Origin of the sequence: Bradyrhizobium sp. URHD0069 (genome assembly GCF_000701345.1) — a bacterium.
Lineage (GTDB): Bacteria > Pseudomonadota > Alphaproteobacteria > Rhizobiales > Xanthobacteraceae > Bradyrhizobium.
Genome location: NZ_JNIJ01000018.1, coordinates 32,123 through 48,175, shown reverse-complemented (window position 1 = coordinate 48,175; position 16,053 = coordinate 32,123). Strand labels below are relative to the sequence as shown.

Here is a 16,053-nt window from a genome sequence, read left to right as displayed (position 1 = left end):
CCGACTGCGCCGGTCCGGCGTCAGTATCCGCCCCTCGATCTGCCCTGGTAGCCGCCACGACCGCCACCGAAACCCCCGATGCCAATCCCAATGCCGATCGAAGGCCCGGGAGATGGCTCATAATAGTCGCGTTGCAGCGGACGGCGATAGAGCACGACATCCTCGTCCACTTCACGCAGGCGGCGCGGCGGCGTACTGGCGCGCTTTGGCGGATCGGGATCGGCACGCTTTTTGGGCGGCAGATCGACTTTCTTCAACGGCGAGGACGGCGCGCCGCAGGGACATGTCGGAGCGGCGAGCGAGGCAATGGTCGGCTGATTGGGTCCGCCCGCGGGAGCTGCGCCTGAAGCCGCGTTCGGCGAAGCGCCAGCGGTGGCAGTGACGGCCGTTGCGATGCTCGGCCGGTTGCGCAAACGCTCTTCGAGCTTGCGCGCAGTCGCGGAGAGATCGCTGTCAGCATATTGGGCAAGAAAAGCGCGATATCCCGCCGCAGTGTTGATGATCACGGCATGGTTCCATGCCACCATTCTGCGATGGCGATCGAGCCACTCGCGGGCCTGCGGGCCAAATGGCGATTGCGCGTACAGCCCGACGAACGCCTCGTAGGCTTCGTCCGTGCCGTCAGCCACAATCATTTCGTTGGCCACGTCGGCCGGCTTGCCCTGCAGTTCGCGGCGCCACTCAGCGACGGTGCGCTTTGTCACAGGTGGCTTCGAGGCGACGGTGGCTTGACCGGGAAAGAATCTGAAGTCGTCGGTCAGCGAGGAACTGTCCCAGGGGGTCTGACGCCCCTCGGTCGCCTTGTTGACGGAAACGCGCACGCGCTTGAAGGTATCTTCGATCGAAAGCCCCGGCTCCTTGGCGGCCGTGAGCAGCGCCAGCGTATAGGGACTGTCGGCGCCGTTGCCGTCCTCCGCCTCCGCACCCGGCGATGTCGAAAAAGACACAAAGGTGCCGGGAGCGGCGGTCTTGGCATCGACGATGGCCAGCCCGTGCCCGGAACTCTTGTTGATGGCGGGGAACGGATTGTTACGGCAGGCATCGAGCAGCAAGATGCGCATCTTGCTCGGCACCGAGGTCAAGGTGTTCAGGATGTCATTGAGACGGACCGCTTGCAGCGGAATGTCGGCTTCCCGCTTCGGGTCGACGTCGATAGGCACCAGAAAATTCTCGCCATCGATTTGCAGGCCATGACCCGCATAGAACACGAGTGCGATAGTATCGGGGCCTTTCGCCGCCACTTTGGCGGCGAAGTCGCCGATCTTTTCGCGCATCTCGTTTTGCGAGAGATCCCCCGCCGTCAGCACTTCGAAGCCGGCGTCGCCCAGCAATTGGGATACGGCCTTGGCGTCGTTGGCCGGATTGGGCAATGGGACCACGGCACGATAGTTTGACTGGCCGATGACCAGCGCCACACGATTCTCGGCAAGCGCCGCCTGCGAACCCAGTAACATTCCCGCGGCCAGAAGCGCATTGCGAAGGACAGGACGAGACATGCGGACACCCCAGGCTAACGAATAGGTCGGTTGCGTTCGTCGGAAAGTTCAAGCCCCGAATGTCGCACCCGCCTATTTCGGTTTCTTGGCGGGCTCCGCGGGCCGTGCGACGCCCCACGGGTCATACTTCTCCTTGGGATCCGGAATCCGCTCTAGCGCGGCCTTGTAGGCTTTTTCATCCACTTCCGGCTTCTTCTGCTCGGCCTTCTTTTCGTCGCCCTGATGCCGCTTGGCATTTAGCTGGGCGTGAGCGGGCGTCGCGACCAACGCCAGCATCACCGCCGCAACCGTGTAGGTTTTCATCGCCTCTGTCTCCCTGCCATCCCCATTCCCAACTTACTCTGCGTCCAGATAACGGCAAAGCTCGGACCGGCGCATCGAGGCCGCGGATACTTGTGCATCCGAGATGCTGCGAGCCGATCTAGGCCCCGCGATCAATTTTAAGAGCGCTTTCGAAGCGGGGATGGACAATCCCGCGGATCAGGTTTGATCCGCCGGCGTGGCGATGCGCGATAGCGAGGGGCGATCGGCGAGCCAGCGGGCCAGCATCATGCCAGCCGCCATTGCAGCGACAAAGATGACCGCTGCGGATGAACCGAAGCCGAGCGCTGTCACGGCAGGACCGGGGCAAAAGCCCGCCAGACCCCAGCCGACGCCAAAAATAGCGGGACCTGAAATGATCCGGAGATCCAGCTCTTGCTTGGTCGGCAGATGGAATTTTTCTCCAAAGACCGGCCGCGGCTGCTTTTGAATCCGATTGTAGCCGACAAAGGTTACGGCCACGGCCCCGGCCATGACAAAGGCGAGGCTTGGATCCCAGGTGCCCGAACCAATGCCGGCGAGATCGAGAAAGTTGAGGACCTTCGCCGGATCGGACATGCCGGATATCACAAGTCCAAGACCAAAGATCAGACCAATTGCAAACTGAGAGACAATCGCCATGACGTTCACCCCCAATGTCGCGCTACAAACACCGTTACGATGGCTGCGGCCATGAACACTATCGTGGCAACAGCCGAGCGCATCGAGAGCCGCGACAGCCCGCATACACCGTGACCGGACGTGCAGCCGTTGCCCCATACCGCGCCGAAACCAACAAGGAATCCGGCGAGCGTGAGAACGAAAGCACTTGCCTGAATAGTCTGGACGGGCATTGTTCCGGTCACGACAAGCACAACAACCGGCGCCACAACGAGTCCGGCGACAAAAGCAAGCCGGCCGGCGAATTCATTGTCGGTGTAAGGCGGCAGCAGGCGAGCCGCGATGCCGCTGACGCCGGCAATTCTCCCGGTTAGCGCCATCAGCATGACCGCGGACAGGCCGATGAGCGCGCCCCCGATGAGGGAGGCAATTGGCGTAAAGGCGGTGGTGACCATCGAGCTCAGTCCTGCCTGGTTACAAATTCATACGGAAGTACGGCTAGCTAGCTTGAATGCAACAGCCTCCAGCTTCCGAACGATGAAGAGCCGGTTAACATTACCACTCAAATTGAAGCGCAGCACCAACGGTATTTTCCAATCTTTCCGCTAGCATTTTCCCGATAACGCGGTGGAAGGAGCGGCGCTACTCCGCTCCGCAACCCGCGCGCACGGGGAACGGGACGTGGTCGAGTTGGCGAATTCAGCGGGGGCCCGTCGCGCATCTGCGAAGGATGCGCCCGGCAACCGCGCGCAGCCGGCAGCAGCTTCGGCTGATTGCGGCGCATTCGCGCCACTCACGACGATCGCCGCGAGCCAATGGCGCGCACTGGCCGAACGCGCCGTCGAGCCGAACGGCTATTATCTGCCCGACTGGGCACTGGCGGTGAACGCCTCCGCGCGGGGCCGCACCGGCGTGTCGGCGCTGAGCGCGTGGAGCGACGCCTCGTCAGCGCAGGACGGCGCGGCACGGCTGATCGGCCTCGCGCCAGTCATTTCGATGTGGCGCGCTTACAAGGTGCCCCTGCCCGTTCTGGTGAGCGCCGATCCCTATGGCACGCTTTGCACACCAGTGCTCGATCGCGACATGGCGAACGACGCCGTTGCTGGATTGATGCGTGAGGCGCGGAAAGCCGGCGCACATGCGCTGATTCTGCGCGACGTTTCGCTCGATGGCGCAGCCATGAAAGCCTTCACGGAAACCTTGCGGCAAGGCGGCATGCGTCCGCGCTTGCTGCAGTCTCACGTCCGCGCCTGTCTCGACGCCACGAGCGATGCCGATGAGTTACTGCGCGAGGCGCTGGGCACCAAGAAGCAGAAAGAACTGCGCCGCCAGCGCAATCGCCTGGCCGAGCATGGCGCCATCCATTTCGACGTGGCGCGAACGCGTGAAGAGGTCGCACCGGCGCTCGAGATATTCCTGCGGCTGGAAGCCAGGGGCTGGAAGGCCAAACGCGGTACCGCGCTGATGCAAGATAATGGCGATGTCGACTTTGCCCGCCGCGCCGCTATCGCGCTTGCCGAAATGGGCCAGTGCGAGGTCGTGACGCTACGCGCCGGCGACATCCCGGTCGCGGCTGCGGTCGTGCTCCGGCATCAGGACCGCGCATTTTATTTCAAGCTCGGCGTCGATGAGCGCTTCGCGAAATTTTCCCCCGGCGTGCAATTGACGCTCGAACTGACGCGGCATCTCTGCGCCGATCCTGCCATCGCGCTGGCCGATTCCACCGCGAGTGCCGATCACCCGATGATCAATCCGATCTGGCGTGGGCGCCTTGCGATCGGCGATGTGCTGATTCCGCTGCGGCCGAGCGATCCGGTGGTGCCCCTTATTCATGCGGCGGTGACCTTGCGAAAGCTGGTCCGCGAGCCGGCGCGCCGCGCCGTTCATTTCACAAGGAAACACCGGGAGAGATCGTCATGACCGCCCTCATCGAAACAGCGCCGGTGATTACGGCCGCAAATGGCGCGCTGAGACGCGACTTTCCCTTGAAGCCGTTCGCGATCCGCCACAAGCTGGCAGGCCATCCGCTACTGACGCTGCCGCGCATCGCGCAATTGGCCTCCGAGCTCCCGCGCGACCTGATCGAGTACAATTCGGGCAAGGTCGCCATCAGCCAGGATCCGGACGCGATGCCTCGCGTTGATCTCAACCCGGTCGAAGTGGTGCGGAGCATCGAAACGGCCGGGGCGTGGATGGTGCTGAAGCGCGTGGAAAATTCGCCGGAGTATCGGCGGCTACTGGAAGACACGCTGCTGTCGGTGGCGCGGGCGCGCGGCTTCAACAGCCTGCGCGACGCCGACTTCGAACAGGTGGAGGGTTTTCTGTTCGTGTCCTCGCCGAATTCGACCACGCCGTTCCATCTCGACAGCGAAGACAATTTTTTCGTGCACATCCACGGCGAAAAGCTCTTCACGATATTCGACAACGCTGACCGCGCGGTCGTCTGCGACGAGGAGATCGAACGCTCGATGACCAAGCATCGCAACCTGAAATATGACGAGCGCTTCGCGCCGCGCGGCACGGAGTTTCACCTGTTCGCGGGGGACGGCTGCTATGTGCCGTATCAGTGGCCGCATTGGGTGCGTGCCGCGAATTCCTACTCGATCTCGATGGCGATCACCTGGAAGACGCGCGAAGTCCGCCGCCTCAATGATCTGCATTTCTTCAATTCGATGCTGCGCGGCATCGGTCTGCCGCAGAAGCCGCCGGGCGCGCAGCCCATGCGAGACACGCTGAAACTTGCCTTCTATCGCACCGTGACCACAGCGATCCGGCCGCTACGCGCTTCGCTGGCGATGCGCCGCGCACTTCGTCGCATCGCGCTCGGCAAACGCGCGAATTACTATTTGAAGGATGCGTGAAGACGAGAGGCGGCTCGTCATCCCGAGTGCGACCTCGTGCGAGCCTCGAAGGATGACAGACAGCTGCCGTAGCCCATCCTTCGAGATGCCGCGCAACAGCGCAACTCCTCAGGGATGACGTGGTGTTTGTAGCAACTACTCCGCCGCCTGCGCATTCACTTCCGCCGACACCTGGCGGATCGCGCGGGCGAGCTGTTCGGCGGGCTGCGCGCCGGACACCGCGTATTTCTGCGCGAACACGAAAGTAGGCACGCCGGAGATGCCCTTGTCGGAGGCCTCCTTGGCCTGCCCCGAGATCAGCTCCACGTCTTCATCGGTTGCCAAACGCCGGCGCACGTCGTCGGCATCGAGCCCGCAATCGGCGGCCGCCTGCACCAGCACGTTGGTGTCGGTGAGATCGCCGCCGTCCCGGAAATACAATTCCATCAGCCGCTGCTTCATTTCGGCGGATTTTCCCTGCGCGTCGGCCCAGTGAATCAGCCGGTGGCAATCGATCGTGTTGGGTTGCCGCCTAACCAGGTCGGGCCGGTACACCAAACCCTCTTCATTGGCTGCGGCGACGACGCGCCCCGCGATGCCCTTGTAGGCCTCCACCGAACCGAATTTGGCGGTGAGGTATTCGTCGCGGCCGATGCCCTCGCGCGGCACCCAGGAATTGAGGAAAAATGGCCGCCAGTGAATTTCCACCGGCACATCCGGCGTCAGCGCCAGCGCACTCTCGATGCGGCGCTTGCCGATGTAGCACCACGGGCACACCACGTCGGAGACGATGTCGATCTGAAGCGGTTTTAGGGTGCTCATGGCGGTCTCCTCGCTTGCGGAAGTCCCAGAGATAAGCGGCATTCCGAGCGCGGGCAAGGGAGCCAGAAGCGAGCCACAAGCGAGCTATTTGAGATTGGCCGCCATCGCCCGCATCCGCTGGGCGGTGAGATCGTCGGCCGGAAAGAACGTTTCAACCGCCAGTTCCGACAACGTGATGTCGACCGGCGTACCGAAGATCATCGTCGTGGAGAAAAAGCTCAGGACGTCGCCACCGAACCGCAGCTTGAAGGGTATCGCGACGTTGTCGGGCGACAACGGCCCGGAGCGCGCCGGAATCGGATACGCTTTGAGCTCGTTATAGAGTTTTATCAGCTCGGAATCGGCCGTTGCCTCACACTGCCGATGCAGCCTCTCCAGGAGATGCCCGCACCATTCGGCGAGATTGACGGTGCGCGCCGCCAGCGCTTCCGGGTGAAAGCTAAGCCGCAGCACGTTGAGCGGCTGGCCGAGCAGACGCTCCGGGACGCCCTCGAGCAGCGGCATCACCATCCGGTTCGCCGAGACCAGATTCCAGTGCCGGTCGACCGCCAGTGCCGGATTGGGTTCATGGGCTCTCAGCACGAGATCGATTGCCTGCCGCGCCGATTTCAGCGCGGGATCGTCGAGCGATCGCTGCGGAAACGCTGGCGCATAGCCGGCCGCCGCCAGCAGCACATTGCGCTCGCGTAACGGCACGTCCAGCCGCTCGGCGAGTTTCAGCACCATGTCGCGCGAGGGGGTTGCGCGGCCGGTTTCCACAAACGAGAGATGGCGCGCGGAAATTTCGGCGTCGACCGCGAGATCGAGCTGGCTGAGATGGCGGCGCTGCCGCCATTCGCGCAGGTGATCGCCGATATGGACGGGCTGGGTTCGTTCGGCTCGCGCCGTGGCGGTGAGTGCGTTCATGGTACCAAAACCTACCATGCGAATTTCACGCGTTCCATTACCTCTGACGTAATCGAAATCGCTATCCAGCCCGGTCATCTTTGCCATCACAGGAGATGACCCATGAAGACGCTTTTTCGACCCAGCACCTTCTCACCTGCCGGCATGATCGCCTGGCTGCTCAATCTGGTAACCCGGCTTCTGGCGCGCACCCTCAACATGCCCGAACCGCTGGTGCACACCACCGGCGTCTTCGTGTTCGCGCAGGTGCAGGCGGCCGAGAGCCGCGTCGGCAAGACGCTCTGTCCGATCCGCCTGCTGCGTCAGCTCCAAAAAATCAGAGGCTGGTTCCGCCAGTCCGCGCGCTGATCCCATGACCCGTCCCCACCCCCCAAGGCAAAGGAGAACTGCCATGATCAATCCATCCGTGTTTCTGCGTCGCGCCATCCAGGCTGACGCCGTCTTCAGCGGCGTCAGTGCCCTGTTGCTGGTATCAGCCGCCGGGATGCTGGCGCCGTTCTTGAATCTTCCCGAAGCGCTGTTGCGCGAGACCGGCCTGTTTCTGATTGCCTACACTGCGCTGGTCGGCTGGCTCGGCACGCGCCAATCCATGCCAAAGGCCCTGGTGGTGATCGTGATCGCCGGCAACGCGGCATGGACCCTCGGCAGCATCGCTCTCTTCAGCGGCGCGGTGACGCCGAACCTGCTCGGCGAAACCTTCGTCGCAGTCCAGGCGATTGCGACAGGCGCGTTTGCCGAATTGCAATATATCGGCTTGCGCAAGAGCGGCGGCGCGGTGACTGCCTGAGCGGCCGCCTGATTGTTGCGCGTGGCGGCCGTCGCGAAAGCCCGAGGCTTCGCGGCGGCCGATTATTTGTCCTCAGCTCAACATCACCGCGGCGACCATCCCCACCAGGGTCAGAGCTAATCCTGCCGCAAGCATGGGTACCAGACTACTGCCGGAAAACAGATTCGCCTGCTCCTTGTCCGTCACGACCTGCATCCTGCGCGTCATCGGAGTTCTCCCGCTTCGTCACGACGAAATCGTTCCCCGATTCCGAGCAGGACGCCCTGCCCGCCCGCGATCCCGAGTTCAAGACTCGCGGCAATCCGTCGTGCGCGTTCGACGAAATGCGCTTCGGCCGCCGGAGGACAGATTTCCCGGGCGGTTGTCTCAAACAGCGCCAACCAACAGTCGAAATGAACAGCATCGATGGGCAGCGGCAGGTGTTTGACCATCGGGCTGCCGTGATAGCGGCCCGACATTAGCGCAACCGAGGACCAGAAGGCGCACATCTGCTGCAAATGCGGCTCCCAATCTCCGATTCTGGCTTCAAATACCGGTGCTAGCACCGCGTCGGTTCGGACTTTTTGCGTAGAAGGCGCGCACCAGACGTTCAATCATGGTTTCCGTGATGCCGGTCCTTGCGGTGATCTCGGCTGAGATCTTTTCGCGCCGTTCTGCCCCTGTCATGCGGGTCTCCTTAAATAGGTATTTCAAATGCTTATTTAGACCGCTATAGGTTATTTGCAAAGGCTCATTTGCGAGGTCTTCCATGCGTCTGACAGCGTTCACGGATTTTGCGTTGCGCGCGCTGATGCGGCTGGCGGGCGAGCCGACGCGGTCGTTCGCAACCCACGAAATCGCGTCTGAGTTCGGCATTTCGCGCAATCATCTGGCGAAAGTGGTGCGCGACCTCGCCGATGTCGGATTCATCAGCACCCAGCGTGGCGCGGGCGGCGGTTTCACTCTGGCTCGGCCGCCGCACTTGATCACACTGGGCGACGTCGTGCGTACGCTCGAAGCCCGGCATGCGCTGGTCGAATGCTTTCGTGACGATGGCGGGAGTTGCGTGCTTACACCGCGCTGCCGTCTGAAGGTGCGGTTGGCAGCCGCACGTGAAGCCTTCATGCGAGAGCTCGACGCCACCACGCTTGCCGAATGCGCTTATCCGCCGCGATCCAAACGAAATCCGGCGCGAGGTGCCCCATGAAGCCGATTGAATTCCGGGACGGTGCCGTCCAGGTCGACGCATCATTGATCGCCGAGGGCCTTGGCATCGCGCTGCCGCTTCTGAGGAAGCAGATGCAGGCGGGCGAGATCACAAGCCTTTCCGAGCGGGGGATCGACGCGGACGGCGGCCGGCATCGCCTGACGTTCTTCTCCGGACACCGGCGATTTCGTCTTGTCGTCGACGAAAGCGGAGCCATCATTCAGCGCTCAGCGCTCGATTTTGGAAATTCGCCGCTTCCGAAATCTGTGCGGAAGCCTGGTGGTTGAAGCCTTGGGAAGCAATGAGAGGCGTCGGGTGAAGTCAGCGCAAGTAAGCGGCACGGAAGGATACGCCGAGGAGGCCGAAGAGCTTTTTGAGCTCTACGAGAGCATTTCTGCCGCCGACTCGCACCGCGCGGTGCTGCATCTGATCCCCACCGCTCCGGGGCTTATCCTCGACATCGGTTCTGGAACCGGGCGCGACGCGGCGTGGTTCGCGGCGATGGGGCACCGCGTCGTCGCCGTCGAGCCGACCGACGCGTTCCGCCTGCCGGCAATGGCGCTACATCCATCACCGCGGATCGAATGGCTCGACGACAGCCTGCCGGATCTGGCCTTGTTGCTGGCACGCGGCGAGAGGTTCGACGTCGTCATGCTAACCGCGGTCTGGATGCATCTCGATGCGCAGCAGCGCCGCCGCGCCATGCCGAACGTCGCCTCTCTGGTACGAGAAGGCGGCGCCGTGATCATGGAGATCCGGCACGGGCCGGTCCCGGCGGGACGGCGGATGTTCGAGGTCTCGCCTGAGGAGACGATTGAGCTTGCGCAGACGCAAGGTTTGCACCCGGTTTTGAATCTGCGCACGGAATCCAGTCAGGACCAAAATCGCGTCGCCGGCGTCACCTGGACAAGTCTGGCGTTCGTGAAGGGGAAGAATGAGCGTCCGCCGCCTAAGCGGAAACGCTGACTTCCCGACCCGATCTGCCCTTGGACTTAGCGGGAACACCGGATTTCACTGCAATTGCTTTAACCCCGGCGGACTTTCCGCCGTGGCCATTGAAGTGCTTGCCATTCAACTTCACGCCGTTCGACTTGCCATTCAGCTCTTGCTTCAGCTTTTTCTCGGCCTTCGCGGCCTGCTTTTCGGCCTTTTTCAAAGCCTTCTTCTCCGCCTTGGCTTTCAGGCGCAGTTTTTCGGCCCTCGCCTCGGCGCGCTTCTTCTTGCGTTTCTTTTCGCAGGCGTCGCATTTACAGCCGATCGGCTTCAGATAGGCCTTGAAGTAATCGGTACCGTAATCGTAGTTGATCTCTTCGCCGGGCTCGATGTTCTTGATTGCGCGGATCACGACCTTGCGCTTGCGCGGACTGACGTCGGACTCCGCGTTGGGCTTGCAAGCGTGATTGATATAACGCGCGACGTTCTCGCGCACCGAACCGTCGATGGTCCAGCGGCCGTTGAGCTCGAACAGATACTTGTTTTCGATGGCCTCGTGCTTCTTCTTGCGCGAATCCAGCAGTGGCCCAAAATAGCGGACTATTTTGATGCCCTTCTTGATCGGTTTGGTGGCGAAGAGGCCAAGCCCGGTGCGGGAACGGCCGATGCGATAAGGTTTTTTCGACGAAATGGCAGGCATGATCGACTAGAACTGACACACTATTGAAGGCAGGGTCGATGTTCTAAAACGATTCCGGACCAATGTCAGGTAATTCCCGCATCGGGCCTGAACCTTCCCCAGATTGCGAACGTCGAAGTTGCCTGCAGGTTCCGCAACCAAAGGCGGCCGGATGAGGCGCGGCCCTCGCTTTGGCATCGCAACTGCCGCAGCCGCACTGTTCTGTGCCAGTTCCGGGCTGATTCCACCGGCAAACGCACAAACATTCGGCAGCACCTATAATGCATCGACGGCTCCAAAAGATTGCCGTGTCTCCAGCTGAAAGTGATCGGCAACATCGGCCGCGCCGTGGAGTTGGCGACGCGGCGCTGATTCGCGCTGATTACTGTCCCGACGGCCGGCCGACGCTGGACCTCAGCATGGCGTCCAGCAAGGTTTCAGCGTCCGTGCTTTTGGGGAGCCGCCGCAGAACGTCGGCGAGCCGGCCGTCGAGCAGCAGCATGGTGAAGCCGTGGACCAGTGACCACGCGCGAGCGATGGCCGCGGCCTGTTCGAGCGAGAGTGCCTGTTCGGAAATTTGCTCGTGGCGGCTGGCGCCGATTGCGCCGGCGAGCCCCGCGAACGCCGCACTGGCCGCCTCATGCAGCGAGGGTCGTGTCATATCGAGACGCTCGGTGCGGAACATCAGCCCGTACATGCCGGGATGCGCCTGCGCGTAGGCCACATACGCCTTGGCTCGAGCCATCGCCTTCTCGAGTCCCGAACCGCCCGTCGATCCAGCAGCGGCCATCGCCGCGTTGAATTGCCGGAAGCCGATCGCCGCGAGTTCGCTGACGAGGCCGGTGAGGTCGCCGAAATGATGGGTCGGCGCGGCATGCGACACGCCGGCCTCACGCGCCACCGCGCGCAACGTCAATCCCGCCAATCCTTCGCGTTCGAGCACCCGCTCCGCCGCCTCGAGCAACGCGTCGTGCAACGCACCGTGATGGTACGGGGCATTTTCGCGCGCGCCGGCGCTCCGCGGCGCGCTTTTTTTACGTACCGCCCGCGACGGCCCGATGTTGGGTGCAGCACGACGGACCGGGGCCCGCACAGTATTGGGTTTTCTCGCCATTCGCTTCTTATAGATCACGATTTTGACACTGTAAAGATTTCGCTTGACCGCCGACGCCGGCCTCAATATTCTATCTTTACGATGTAAAGATAGATCAAAGGGAGCAAACGATGCAGCAGGAAACAGCGATCAAGGCGGCCCGGACCAATCTGGCGCCGATTCCGATGGAATGCGATGCGCCGTTCCTGAAGGTGCAGGGCGAACTGCCGCGCGAACTCAACGGCACGCTCTATCGCAATGGGCCCAATCCGCAGTTCGAGTCGCCGGGTGCGCACTGGTTCGTCGGCGACGGCATGCTGCACGCCTTCCACCTCGAGAACGGCCGCGCCAGCTACCGCAACCGCTGGGTCCGCACGCCGAAATGGCAGGCCGAGCATGACGCCGGCCGCGCATTGTTCGGCGGCTTCGGCCGCAAGCTTCCCGATTCGCCGGCTTCAATCACGCAAGATGGCGGCGTCGCCAATACCAACATCATCTTTCACGCCGGACGGCTGCTGGCGCTGGAGGAAGGCCACCTGCCGACCGAGATCGAGCGTGGCACCCTCAATCGACTTGGCTACTGCGACTACAATGGCGGCATCGCCGGGCCCTTCACCGCGCACCCCAAGATCGATCCCGTCACCGGCGAGATGGTGTTCTTCGGCTACAATGCCGCTGGACCGCTGACCCCTGCCCTCTCCTTCGGATCCGTCAATGCTTCCGGCGTGGTGACGCGGTTTGATCGTTTCGAGGCGCCTTACGCCAGCATGGTGCACGACTTCATCGTTACCGAAAACCATCTGCTGTTTCCGGTCCTCCCGATCACCGGCAGCATGGAACGCGCGATGCGTGGGCGGCCGCCTTACGCCTGGGAGCCGGACAAGGGCGCCTATGTCGGCGTCATGAAGCGCAATGGCGCGGCCAGCGATATCGTCTGGTTCCGCGCCGAGAGCTGCTACGTGTTTCACGTCATGAATGCCTGGGAAGAAAGCGACCGCATTGTCGCCGATGTCATGCAATTCGAGGAAGCGCCGCTGTTCAGCCATCCCGATGGCTCGCCGACCGATCCGAAAAAATCACGCGCACGGCTGTGCCGCTGGACCTTCGATCTCGCCGGAAATACCGACCGCTTCACGCAAATCTATCTCGACGACATCACCGGCGAATTCCCGCGCATCGACGACCGCCGCGCCGGGTTCGCCAATACCCACGGCTGGTACGCCTGCGCCAATCCGGACTTGCCGATGTTCGGCGCGCTCTCCGGCATTGTGCATGTCGGCGGCAAGGGATCGCGGCTTGGCCAGTACCTGCTGCCCGCCGGCGACACCATTTCCGAACCGGTGTTCGTCGCCCGCGGCGACGATGCCGCCGAGGGCGATGGCTGGCTGCTGGCAGCGGTCTGGCGAGCGCAGGAAAACCGCAGCGATCTCGCGGTATTCAACGCCACCGACGTCGGGTCCGGCCCCGTGGCGCTGGTGCAACTGGGCCATCGGGTTCCCGATGGCCTTCACGGCAATTGGGTCAATGCGGGCTGAGCGGACCGACAAAAGGAGTCGGCGCGACCGCGCGTCGATTCTTTAAGCCATTGAAAATATTAGAACTTAATTACCATTCTCACACTATTTTGACACTGTAAAGATTTCGATTGACGGTTTCGCTTTCCGCCTCTAGTCTCATCTTTACGATGTAAAGATAACCTCAATGAGGTTTGCCATGACGATCTTTCTCGTTCTTGCCCCGTTCGGTTCTTTCTCCCTGCTGATGCTGGTCACCTCGGCGACCATCAGCCTGTTCGCGGCCGCCGCGATCTGCCTCGCCGTCATCGCCTATGACCTCGTTCGCGGCCGCTCGATCAAGATGCTCGGCGCGGGCTCCGTGGTCCTGTTCGGCGCGCTCGGCTGCTATATCACCCTGGTCGATCCCAGCTTGAGCAGCTCCGCCGTGAAGCTCACCGTCGATGCCGGCGTATTCGCGATCGCGCTGTTGTCGATCGCATTCCGCTTCCCGTTCACGCTGCAATACGCCCGCGAGATGGTCGACCCCGAGACCGCGAAGCAGCCCGGCTTCATGGCCGCAAACTACATCATCTCCTGGGCGTGGGCCGGTGCGTTCCTGGCGATGATGGCGGCCAACATTCTGATGATCTATGCCCCAAGCCTGCCGCTGTGGACGGGAATCGCGATCGTGTTCGCCGCCCGCAATAGTGCTGCCTATTTCACCAAATGGTATCCGCAGTACCGGAAAGCCAGGTACGCAAGCCCCGCCGCGACCATCGGCGCGGCATAGACTTTCATTGCGGGCAATCCAGGGGCTGATACACGCTTTTGCTCCTCTCAAAAAGAGCACAAGGAGAGAAAGCCGATGAAGGACGTATTTGCCAAACTCGCCACCGACTTTTTCTCCACCATCGTGTTCCTCGTGCTGTATCTCGCCACCGACAACGTGGCGCTGGCGACGTCTGTCGCAATCGCGGGCGCGGTGGCCCAGGTGATCTACGCGCGCATCAAAGGACAGCCACTCAGCTTCATGACCTATGCCAGCGTGGGGCTCGTGATCGTCCTCGGCAGCGCGACGCTTCTGACCCACGATCCGCGTTTCGTGCTGGCCAAGCCCTCTATCGCGCATTTCGCGATCGGCGCAATCATGCTGAAACGCGGCTGGATGCTGCGCTACTCGCCGCCGATCGTGATCGAAACCATTCCGGAATACGTCACCATCGCGGGCTACGCCTGGGCCGCGCTGATGTTCGCGCTCGGCGCCGGCACCATTGCGGTGGCCTCGACCGGCGATATCAAGCTGTGGGCGTTCTATGTGTCGGTGGTTTTGATCGGGGCCAAGGTCGTAGCCTTCGCCGTGCAATATGTCGCGTTTCGCGTCCTCGTCACCAGCCGGCTTCGCGCCGCCCGCGCCTGATCGCCGCGGCTCACCCATTGGGCTTGCGCTGCGAGATGCGCTATACCGCGGATCGAGCCCGCCAGATCCCAGAACCATTCCGGTTTTGCGAACAAATCCGAGGAGACACTGATGGCCGTGGACGGAAACTGGAATATCACCATGAGCACGCCGATGGGCGAGCGCAATGCGACGCTTTCCCTGAAGAATTCAGGCGGCACGCTGACGGGGACGCAAGCAGCGGACGGCAATTCGACCGAAATCTTCGACGGCACGGCCAACGGCGATGACGTGGCCTGGAAAGTCTCGATCACCAACCCGGTGCCGCTGACCCTGGCATTCACCGGCAAGGTCTCGGGTGACAGCATATCAGGCGAAATGGGCATCGGCCCGATGGGCAGTTTTCCGTTCACCGGAACGCGGGCGTAGTCGCTCGTTAGTCGTCCCGGCGAACGCCGGGACGACGATACGTGGGGGTGCGCGAACCTCCCTCACCCCAGATTCAATTCCTTGAAGAAGTCATTGCCTTATCGTCGATGATGATGAAGGCCGGAAAATCCACGACCTCGATGCGCCAGATCGCTTCCATGCCGAGCTCGGGATATTCCACCACCTCGACCTTCTTGATGCAGTGCTCGCGATCGCAGGCATACTCCCCAAGATTGTGTGGATATATAGCCACAATCTGCGCCCACCTGCAGAAACTCAGGAGGTAGCGATGTTCACACCGCTTATTCCGATCGACATCGACTCCATCTATGACGGAAAGCCACTTCCGAAGCGGATGGCGCTTTGCACGCCGGATATGTACGCGGCGATCTTTGCAACAAAGACTGACCTCAAGGCGATAGAAATGATCTCGTATTGAGCGATCTGTTCAGGTCGTATGACATGCAGCTTCAGGCCCACCTGGATTACACATCTGGAAAGAAAACTGCCTTTAGCCCGCCGCCTGGCGGCAGCATGCATGAAGCCGGACGCGCCTTCGATCTCGATCTGGACAAAATCAAGAAGTTGACGCTGCCGAAATTCTGGCCGCTGGCCAGGAGGCATGGCCTGGAACCGATCATCGAGGTCCCGAACCCCAGGCTGAGCGAAGCGTGGCATTTCGATTGCCGCGGCAGCCACGACCTCGTCTACCAATATTACTCCGCGAAGAATGGCGACAATTTCAAGAGCCCGTACACCGCGATGGCGGCGAGCGCGATCATATCGATCGGGCTAAAAGTCGACGCTTTGGGCGACGACGTGCGTCCCGCGTACATTCAATCAGGTCTTATCCGCCTCGGACAAAACATCGGCGATCTCGACGGCCAGCTCGGGCCGAAGTCACGGCAAGCTCTTGGACAACTGAACATCGACGACACGCTGGGCCTCGATGCAGTCGCCGACATCATCGACCGCAAGCTGCAGCAGAAATTTCCGACGGAATTTTTTGTGCCGGGTCCCGTTATCGATACCGGACCGGCGCCGAACCATCTCATTAGCTGATTTGGCG

The 16,053-nt window shown here is 61.9% G+C and carries 24 protein-coding genes and 1 pseudogene; 13 read left to right on the top strand and 12 right to left on the bottom strand.

Annotated elements, in window-relative coordinates:
• Positions 1–20 precede the first annotated feature (20 nt).
• The 4 genes from N554_RS0112290 to N554_RS0112275 form a co-directional block, all read right to left on the bottom strand.
• Positions 21–1,496, bottom strand: a complete 1,476-nt coding sequence (locus N554_RS0112290) for a caspase family protein (protein WP_029583734.1) — start codon at positions 1,494–1,496, stop codon at positions 21–23.
• Positions 1,497–1,568: 72 nt separating this feature from the next.
• Entirely contained in the window at positions 1,569–1,799 is a 231-nt protein-coding gene (locus N554_RS0112285; protein ID WP_029583733.1) for a hypothetical protein, read from the bottom strand.
• A 177-nt stretch (positions 1,800–1,976) separates the two neighbouring features.
• The gene (locus tag N554_RS0112280; protein ID WP_029583732.1) at positions 1,977–2,438 is read right to left on the bottom strand and encodes a YeeE/YedE family protein; all 462 of its coding nucleotides are present in this window, start codon (positions 2,436–2,438) and stop codon (positions 1,977–1,979) included.
• A 5-nt stretch (positions 2,439–2,443) separates the two neighbouring features.
• On the bottom strand, positions 2,444–2,872 hold the full coding sequence (locus N554_RS0112275; RefSeq protein WP_029583731.1) for a YeeE/YedE family protein: 429 nt from the start codon (positions 2,870–2,872) through the stop codon (positions 2,444–2,446).
• Between the two features lie 226 nt (positions 2,873–3,098).
• On the opposite strand from N554_RS0112275, the gene N554_RS0112270 reads away from it, so the two are divergent.
• The gene (locus tag N554_RS0112270) at positions 3,099–4,337 is read left to right on the top strand and encodes a GNAT family N-acetyltransferase (RefSeq protein ID WP_029583730.1); all 1,239 of its coding nucleotides are present in this window, start codon (positions 3,099–3,101) and stop codon (positions 4,335–4,337) included.
• On the top strand, positions 4,334–5,278 hold the full coding sequence (locus tag N554_RS0112265; protein WP_029583729.1) for a cupin-like domain-containing protein: 945 nt from the start codon (positions 4,334–4,336) through the stop codon (positions 5,276–5,278). The genes N554_RS0112270 and N554_RS0112265 overlap by 4 nt, the downstream gene beginning before the upstream one ends.
• Positions 5,279–5,413: 135 nt before the next feature.
• Here N554_RS0112265 and N554_RS0112260 read toward each other — a convergent pair whose 3' ends face one another.
• Positions 5,414–6,079 (bottom strand): DsbA family oxidoreductase, encoded by a 666-nt coding sequence (locus tag N554_RS0112260; protein WP_029583728.1) that lies wholly within the window; start codon positions 6,077–6,079, stop codon positions 5,414–5,416.
• An 84-nt stretch (positions 6,080–6,163) separates the two neighbouring features.
• Entirely contained in the window at positions 6,164–6,985 is an 822-nt protein-coding gene (locus N554_RS0112255; RefSeq protein ID WP_029583727.1) for a helix-turn-helix domain-containing protein, read from the bottom strand.
• Positions 6,986–7,129: 144 nt separating this feature from the next.
• On the opposite strand from N554_RS0112255, the gene N554_RS0112250 reads away from it, so the two are divergent.
• Positions 7,130–7,333, top strand: coding sequence for a hypothetical protein (locus tag N554_RS0112250; protein ID WP_371259485.1), 204 nt, complete (start codon positions 7,130–7,132; stop codon positions 7,331–7,333).
• A gap of 43 nt (positions 7,334–7,376) precedes the next feature.
• Positions 7,377–7,772 carry a membrane protein gene (locus N554_RS0112245; protein WP_029583725.1) on the top strand — a complete coding sequence of 132 codons (396 nt, stop codon included), beginning with the start codon at positions 7,377–7,379 and terminating at the stop codon, positions 7,770–7,772.
• A gap of 72 nt (positions 7,773–7,844) precedes the next feature.
• On the opposite strand, the gene N554_RS42695 is transcribed toward N554_RS0112245, so the two are convergent.
• The 3 genes from N554_RS42695 to N554_RS42980 are packed head-to-tail and all read right to left on the bottom strand — an operon-like array spanning position 7,845 to position 8,522.
• Entirely contained in the window at positions 7,845–7,979 is a 135-nt protein-coding gene (locus N554_RS42695; protein WP_256378737.1) for a hypothetical protein, read from the bottom strand.
• Positions 7,976–8,269, bottom strand: coding sequence for a group III truncated hemoglobin (locus N554_RS42985; RefSeq protein ID WP_371259482.1), 294 nt, complete (start codon positions 8,267–8,269; stop codon positions 7,976–7,978). Before N554_RS42985 ends, N554_RS42695 begins: the two co-directional genes overlap by 4 nt.
• A 28-nt stretch (positions 8,270–8,297) precedes the next feature.
• Positions 8,298–8,522 (bottom strand): hypothetical protein, encoded by a 225-nt coding sequence (locus tag N554_RS42980; protein ID WP_371259481.1) that lies wholly within the window; start codon positions 8,520–8,522, stop codon positions 8,298–8,300.
• On the opposite strand from N554_RS42980, the gene N554_RS0112230 reads away from it, so the two are divergent.
• The 3 genes from N554_RS0112230 to N554_RS0112220 are packed head-to-tail and all read left to right on the top strand — an operon-like array spanning position 8,521 to position 9,924.
• On the top strand, positions 8,521–8,958 hold the full coding sequence (locus N554_RS0112230) for an RrF2 family transcriptional regulator (RefSeq protein WP_029583724.1): 438 nt from the start codon (positions 8,521–8,523) through the stop codon (positions 8,956–8,958). The genes N554_RS42980 and N554_RS0112230 overlap by 2 nt on opposite strands.
• Positions 8,955–9,245 carry a DUF6522 family protein gene (locus tag N554_RS0112225; protein WP_029583723.1) on the top strand — a complete coding sequence of 97 codons (291 nt, stop codon included), beginning with the start codon at positions 8,955–8,957 and terminating at the stop codon, positions 9,243–9,245. Before N554_RS0112230 ends, N554_RS0112225 begins: the two co-directional genes overlap by 4 nt.
• Positions 9,199–9,924: a class I SAM-dependent methyltransferase gene (locus N554_RS0112220; RefSeq protein WP_371259480.1), complete on the top strand. Its 726-nt coding sequence runs from the start codon at positions 9,199–9,201 to the stop codon at positions 9,922–9,924. Before N554_RS0112225 ends, N554_RS0112220 begins: the two co-directional genes overlap by 47 nt.
• On the opposite strand, the gene N554_RS0112215 is transcribed toward N554_RS0112220, so the two are convergent.
• Both N554_RS0112215 and N554_RS0112210 read right to left on the bottom strand, forming a co-directional pair.
• Positions 9,908–10,591 (bottom strand): SET domain-containing protein, encoded by a 684-nt coding sequence (locus N554_RS0112215; protein ID WP_029583721.1) that lies wholly within the window; start codon positions 10,589–10,591, stop codon positions 9,908–9,910. The genes N554_RS0112220 and N554_RS0112215 overlap by 17 nt on opposite strands.
• A gap of 361 nt (positions 10,592–10,952) precedes the next feature.
• Positions 10,953–11,684, bottom strand: a complete 732-nt coding sequence (locus N554_RS0112210; RefSeq protein ID WP_029583720.1) for a TetR/AcrR family transcriptional regulator — start codon at positions 11,682–11,684, stop codon at positions 10,953–10,955.
• Positions 11,685–11,794: 110 nt separating this feature from the next.
• On the opposite strand from N554_RS0112210, the gene N554_RS0112205 reads away from it, so the two are divergent.
• The 4 genes from N554_RS0112205 (at position 11,795) to N554_RS0112190 (ending at position 14,984) form a co-directional block, all read left to right on the top strand.
• Positions 11,795–13,198: a carotenoid oxygenase family protein gene (locus N554_RS0112205; RefSeq protein ID WP_029583719.1), complete on the top strand. Its 1,404-nt coding sequence runs from the start codon at positions 11,795–11,797 to the stop codon at positions 13,196–13,198.
• A gap of 178 nt (positions 13,199–13,376) precedes the next feature.
• Positions 13,377–13,949, top strand: coding sequence for a DUF3159 domain-containing protein (locus N554_RS0112200; RefSeq protein WP_029583718.1), 573 nt, complete (start codon positions 13,377–13,379; stop codon positions 13,947–13,949).
• 75 nt (positions 13,950–14,024) lie between these two features.
• Complete coding sequence (locus N554_RS0112195) at positions 14,025–14,576, top strand: inner membrane-spanning protein YciB (RefSeq protein ID WP_029583717.1); 552 nt, start codon at positions 14,025–14,027, stop codon at positions 14,574–14,576.
• Positions 14,577–14,687: 111 nt separating this feature from the next.
• Positions 14,688–14,984 (top strand): hypothetical protein, encoded by a 297-nt coding sequence (locus N554_RS0112190; protein ID WP_029583716.1) that lies wholly within the window; start codon positions 14,688–14,690, stop codon positions 14,982–14,984.
• 62 nt (positions 14,985–15,046) lie between these two features.
• On the opposite strand, the pseudogene N554_RS40965 reads toward N554_RS0112190, so the two are convergent.
• Positions 15,047–15,192: pseudogene (locus N554_RS40965) on the bottom strand (fumarate hydratase C-terminal domain-containing protein); the annotation flags it as partial.
• A gap of 81 nt (positions 15,193–15,273) precedes the next feature.
• Between N554_RS40965 and N554_RS40960 the strand changes: the two are divergent.
• Positions 15,274–15,423 (top strand): hypothetical protein, encoded by a 150-nt coding sequence (locus N554_RS40960; RefSeq protein ID WP_197033562.1) that lies wholly within the window; start codon positions 15,274–15,276, stop codon positions 15,421–15,423.
• Positions 15,420–16,046: a M15 family metallopeptidase domain-containing protein gene (locus tag N554_RS0112175; RefSeq protein WP_029583714.1), complete on the top strand. Its 627-nt coding sequence runs from the start codon at positions 15,420–15,422 to the stop codon at positions 16,044–16,046. Before N554_RS40960 ends, N554_RS0112175 begins: the two co-directional genes overlap by 4 nt.
• Positions 16,047–16,053 lie beyond the last annotated feature (7 nt).

Bases quoted from the DNA above. Each gene is read 5' to 3' on its own strand.
- N554_RS0112290 (WP_029583734.1), bottom strand. From the start codon at position 1,496: ATGTCTCGTCCTGTCCTTCGCAATGCGCTTCTGGCCGCGGGAATGTTA.
- N554_RS0112210 (WP_029583720.1), bottom strand. From the start codon at position 11,684: ATGGCGAGAAAACCCAATACTGTGCGGGCCCCGGTCCGTCGTGCTGCA.
- N554_RS0112280 (WP_029583732.1), bottom strand. From the start codon at position 2,438: ATGGCGATTGTCTCTCAGTTTGCAATTGGTCTGATCTTTGGTCTTGGA.
- N554_RS0112250 (WP_371259485.1), top strand. From the start codon at position 7,130: ATGATCGCCTGGCTGCTCAATCTGGTAACCCGGCTTCTGGCGCGCACC.
- N554_RS0112230 (WP_029583724.1), top strand. From the start codon at position 8,521: ATGCGTCTGACAGCGTTCACGGATTTTGCGTTGCGCGCGCTGATGCGG.
- N554_RS0112205 (WP_029583719.1), top strand. From the start codon at position 11,795: ATGCAGCAGGAAACAGCGATCAAGGCGGCCCGGACCAATCTGGCGCCG.
- N554_RS0112225 (WP_029583723.1), top strand. From the start codon at position 8,955: ATGAAGCCGATTGAATTCCGGGACGGTGCCGTCCAGGTCGACGCATCA.
- N554_RS40960 (WP_197033562.1), top strand. From the start codon at position 15,274: ATGTTCACACCGCTTATTCCGATCGACATCGACTCCATCTATGACGGA.
- N554_RS42695 (WP_256378737.1), bottom strand. From the start codon at position 7,979: ATGACGCGCAGGATGCAGGTCGTGACGGACAAGGAGCAGGCGAATCTG.
- N554_RS0112285 (WP_029583733.1), bottom strand. From the start codon at position 1,799: ATGAAAACCTACACGGTTGCGGCGGTGATGCTGGCGTTGGTCGCGACG.
- N554_RS0112215 (WP_029583721.1), bottom strand. From the start codon at position 10,591: ATGCCTGCCATTTCGTCGAAAAAACCTTATCGCATCGGCCGTTCCCGC.
- N554_RS42980 (WP_371259481.1), bottom strand. From the start codon at position 8,522: ATGGAAGACCTCGCAAATGAGCCTTTGCAAATAACCTATAGCGGTCTA.
- N554_RS0112265 (WP_029583729.1), top strand. From the start codon at position 4,334: ATGACCGCCCTCATCGAAACAGCGCCGGTGATTACGGCCGCAAATGGC.
- N554_RS0112195 (WP_029583717.1), top strand. From the start codon at position 14,025: ATGAAGGACGTATTTGCCAAACTCGCCACCGACTTTTTCTCCACCATC.
- N554_RS0112255 (WP_029583727.1), bottom strand. From the start codon at position 6,985: ATGAACGCACTCACCGCCACGGCGCGAGCCGAACGAACCCAGCCCGTC.
- N554_RS0112275 (WP_029583731.1), bottom strand. From the start codon at position 2,872: ATGGTCACCACCGCCTTTACGCCAATTGCCTCCCTCATCGGGGGCGCG.
- N554_RS0112200 (WP_029583718.1), top strand. From the start codon at position 13,377: ATGACGATCTTTCTCGTTCTTGCCCCGTTCGGTTCTTTCTCCCTGCTG.
- N554_RS0112190 (WP_029583716.1), top strand. From the start codon at position 14,688: ATGGCCGTGGACGGAAACTGGAATATCACCATGAGCACGCCGATGGGC.
- N554_RS0112245 (WP_029583725.1), top strand. From the start codon at position 7,377: ATGATCAATCCATCCGTGTTTCTGCGTCGCGCCATCCAGGCTGACGCC.
- N554_RS0112260 (WP_029583728.1), bottom strand. From the start codon at position 6,079: ATGAGCACCCTAAAACCGCTTCAGATCGACATCGTCTCCGACGTGGTG.